This window comes from Nostoc cf. edaphicum LEGE 07299, assembly GCF_015207245.1.
GTDB lineage: Bacteria > Cyanobacteriota > Cyanobacteriia > Cyanobacteriales > Nostocaceae > Nostoc > Nostoc edaphicum_B.
The window spans coordinates 1-4,372 of the sequence record NZ_JADEXF010000469.1; the positions used below are offsets into that span (position 1 = coordinate 1).

Below are 4,372 nucleotides of genomic sequence, written 5' to 3' on the forward strand. Positions count from 1 at the left end.
ATCCTATGTCATTTATGGAAGCTTGCGCCAAAAGGTATGGAGAGATTTTTACTATCAGATTAGAGAAAAATTCTCCTCCTTTGGTGATTGTCAGCAACCCTCAAGCGCAACAGCAAATTTTGACAAATGATACTAAGGAATTAGAAGCCCCTGGTGAGATGAATGAGGAGTTTGAATCTTTGCTGGGTAAGCATTCTGTGATTACAATCAGTGGGGCTGAACATCAACGCCAACGGCAATTGTTAATGCCTCCTTTTCATGGCGAAAGAATGCGAAACTATAGTCAGGTAATTACTGATGTCACCGAACAAGTTATCAGCCAATACCAAATAGGTAAACCCTTTAATATTCGGTCTGCAACTCAAGCTATTACCCTGCGGGTGATTATGCAAGCTGTATTTGGGCTATATGAAGGACCTCGCGCCGAAAAACTACAGCATTTTTTGGGCGATCTTTTAGAAAAGGCTAGTTCTCGGTTAAGTGTGGCTTTGCTTTATTTTCCAGCTTTGCAAAGGGATTTTGGCCCGATTAACTTTTGGGGAAAACAGAAGCGCCTTCAGCAAGAAGCTGACGAACTCATCTACCAGGAAATTCGAGAACGTCGAGAAAAAGCAGACTCATCACGCACAGATATTCTCAGCTTACTCATGGCTGCTAGGGATGAAGCAGGTCAACCTATGACTGATGAAGAGTTGCGCGATGAATTGGTGACTCTGTTAGTCGCTGGTCACGAAACCACAGCCACAGCCTTAGCATGGGCATTATACTGGATTCACAAAATACCATCAGTGCGCCAAAAGCTAATACAAGAATTAGGTAGCTTGGGCGATAACCCAGACCCTAACATCATTTTCAAGTTACCCTATCTCAACGCTGTTTGCTCTGAGACGTTACGCATTTACCCAGTAGGTATACTCACTTTTCCCAGAGTAGTAAAAACACCCCTATTGTTGGGTGGTTACGAACTAGAACCGGGTACAGTCTTACTTGGTTCCATTTATCTGACCCACCAACGGGAAGATATTTATCCAGAACCTAAGCAGTTTAAGCCAGAACGCTTTTTAGAACGGCAATTTTCTGCCTATGAGTACTTGCCCTTTGGGGGTGGTGCTAGGCGCTGTATTGGGCTAGCATTTGCCCAGTTGGAACTGAAGCTAGCACTCGTCAAAATCCTTTCCAGCCGGGAATTAGAACTAGTTAATAAAGGTGAAGTGCGACCTAAACGCCGTGGTTTGGTGACAGGCCCAGATCGTCCCATTGAGATGGTTGTCACGAGTCAACGTCAGGTGAAGTCTCCCATTTTACAGACAACCACTGTTTGATGCTGGGGGAATTGATGGTTGCATTCAGCAAACTTACAACTTTCGTCTATATATTTAGATAGATTTTCAATACTTTTAAATAGTCCCCCATAGTTCTCTTTTAAGGAGGTTTATGGGGGATTTTTATATACTGCAACAGAAAAAAGAATCTGACTTTTCACGTTATGTGGAAAAGTCCACCAAAAACCTAACCCCCTAACCCTCTTCCCGACGCGGGAAGGGGGAAAATTCAAAGTCTCTCTCCTTTTAGGAGAGAGATTTAGAGAGAGGTTTTCCAGATACCGTGAAAAGTCAGCAAAGCCAATACGGTTCGGTTAAGGTTTTTTGATGAAAATTCTAGATCGCTAAAAATGCGATAAATCGCCTTCAAGACAAAAGACTGATTATTAGACCTCTTGCAAAAGTTCCTAAGAGGTTGTTTGAAAAGTGGTTGGCTGTGATTTTAGGCACTAACTGATCCCCCCTAGCTCCCCTTAAAAAGCTACGGTGTACACTGTGTTTACAAAAGTATCTCTTAAATAATCCGAAAAGCAACAACTTTATTTTGTAGCTTATGATGTACCTACAAAAGCGAGATTTAGCGATCGCCATCAAGTTTTTCAACAGGAGTTAAGCTATGACGCAGCGACTGACTCAAGAGCAATTATCACAAATAGTTACAGAAGTAGAAGGTCTGCAATTGCGTCGGGAAGCGGAACTAGACCAACAGCAAGTTAGAGAAATTTTACAGGAGTTGAATTTACCACCAGAGTTACTAGATGAAGCGCTGATTCAGTTAAATCGCCGCCAAGCACTGGAAGTACAGCAACGCCGGAATCGATGGATTACCTCTGGAGTGGTGGCAGTTGTAGTGGTGGTCATTGCATCTACAATATTTTTCATGCAGCAGCAAAGTTCTACACTTTCCCGTGTTTCTACTCAACAAGACCGCATCACTTTGACACAAGATAATGGCGGCGACTTAAAGACAATTTCTCGCCAAACCAATCCAGAAGTGTTGTATCGTGTCACCTTAAAGGATGCACCTTTAGGTAAAAAGCTGGCTCTCTCTTGTAATTGGATTGACCCAAGTGGTCAAATTGTCAAGCAAAATAACTATCAAACCCGCGAAATTAATACGTCTGTCTGGGATACTCAGTGTCGGTACATTATTAACCCAACTGCAACTGTCGGCAAGTGGAAAGTGCAGATGTTCCTAGAAGGTCGGCAGATTAGCGATGCAACCTTTGAAGTTAAATAGCCCAGATGGTTATCCCGCATCACTTTCTTGGCTATTGGGGTTACGGCGCTCAACAGGAGTTGGAAGCGCTGTTAAGTAGTGTTGTGGAAAACCTCTCTCCAAACCTCTCCCCTTGTAGGGGAGAGGCTTTGAATTTTCCCCCTTCCCTACTAGGGAAGGGGGTTAGAGGTCTGAAAAATCAGTTTTCTGCACAGGAAAGTTATTCTCCTCCCATCTGGAATGTTGTTCATATAGGAATTCATGGCAATCCCCCACTGCAACAAAATCAAATTGCTGCCATCTCCGCATCAGGATTATTTAGTTCACCCGATGCTTGGATAAGTCTCCAAGATAACAACTGCTTAGTTTTGGGAAGAGAACCTTTCGGAAGAGTTCCTTTGTATTGGACTGTGCAAGGACAAATAATCTGGTTTGCATCCCAACTGCAATTACTTTTACCGATTTTGCAAGAGTCAGAAGTTAGCATTCCTGGGTTATATGGCTATAGCTGTTTTTCTTATGTTCCCACACCCTTAACTCCTATTAATCAGGTGTTTGCAGTGACGGCTGGGACGGAATTAGTTTGGCAGAGCGATCGCCAATCAGGTAAGCTGCAAACACCTGAATCTAAAAAAATCCACTCGTGGCGGGAAGCGCCAGAACAGTTAACAGATGAAGCTACAGCAATTACTGAATTGCAAACTCTCCTTAAAGATTCTATTGAGCGACAAATTGCAGATTTAAAGGATGAGCCTGTCGGGGTGTTTCTTTCTGGTGGGCTCGATTCTTCAGTGGTGGCGGCGCTGCTAGTACAAGCAGGGGTGAAAGTCCGCGCCTACACTTTAGATTTTGGTAACGCAGGGATTCCAGAATATCCATACTCCGAACAAGTCGCCGAGTTTCTCAAAATTCCACTTGTTAAAGTTGCAGTAACCCCAAGTTCGATTGAGAATGCTTTAATTCCGACTGTGCAAGCATTAGATTTGCCCTTTGGAGATGGTGTGTGTGTGCCGTTGTATCTCCTGTCTGAGAGAGCGAGTCAGGAAACTCAGGTAATTTTTAACGGTGAAGGTGGAGATCAATTGTTTGCCGGTTGGACGAACAAACCTTTAATTGCCGCAGGTGTTTATCAAGCAGAAAATCCCGCTGGACAGGAAACTTTTATTCAGCAATATCTCCGCACCTTTCACCGTCTTGGGGGATACGAATCTCAAGTTTATCAGCCGGAGGTTTATGCACAGATCCAAAATTTGCATCCTGAAGATTGGCTATTGGCAGCTTTAGATCGCAATGAGTGTCCATCTTTGCTGCATCGCTTGCGCCGTGCTAGTTTGATGCTCAAAGGAGCGCAGAATATCCATCCCCGTGCCACTGCATTGGGGTTTGCTCATGGGTTGTGGGTGCGATCGCCTTTTTGTGATTTACCTTTAGCTGAGTGGACATTCCGCTTATCTGGAGAACTCTGTTTACAGGGTGCTTGTGAAAAATATATCCTCAAACGGGCTGTAGAAAATTGGCTTCCACCCGAAATTGTCTGGCGGCAAAAGCGGGGTATGGGGGTTCCTTTAACTTCTTGGTGTTTAAATGATTTTTGGCATCAACTCGGCATTTGGCTTAATCCAGAAGTACTTCGCGCTCACAATCATTTTTATCCTCACATCGCGGCACAAATCGTTGAAGGCAAACTGGGAGCAGCTATTCAAGGCCGTCGAATTGGTGAAACACTCTGGTTACTAATTATGTGGCAACTTTGGCGATTGCACGTTTTAAATGAAGAAATAACTAAACAGTCTTGGGATCATCCCTTTTGGTTACATCGTTGGCTATGGAG

Annotated in this window: 3 protein-coding genes; all 3 read left to right on the top strand. The window is 43.8% G+C overall.

Annotated elements, in window-relative coordinates; genetic code table 11:
• Positions 1-1,322, top strand: a 1,322-nt coding sequence (locus IQ229_RS14970; protein ID WP_194044923.1) for a cytochrome P450, incomplete at its 5' end; no start/stop codon positions are given.
• Between the two features lie 616 nt (positions 1,323-1,938).
• The gene (locus IQ229_RS14975; RefSeq protein ID WP_194044924.1) at positions 1,939-2,562 is read left to right on the top strand and encodes a DUF3859 domain-containing protein; all 624 of its coding nucleotides are present in this window, start codon (positions 1,939-1,941) and stop codon (positions 2,560-2,562) included.
• A gap of 5 nt (positions 2,563-2,567) precedes the next feature.
• Positions 2,568-4,372: asparagine synthetase B family protein (locus IQ229_RS14980; protein ID WP_194044925.1), on the top strand; the 1,805-nt coding region annotated here is incomplete at its 3' end.

What these genes read in the sequence shown, in the direction of transcription:
- IQ229_RS14975 (WP_194044924.1), top strand. Translation starts at nt 1,939, where the DNA reads ATGACGCAGCGACTGACTCAAGAGCAATTATCACAAATAGTTACAGAA.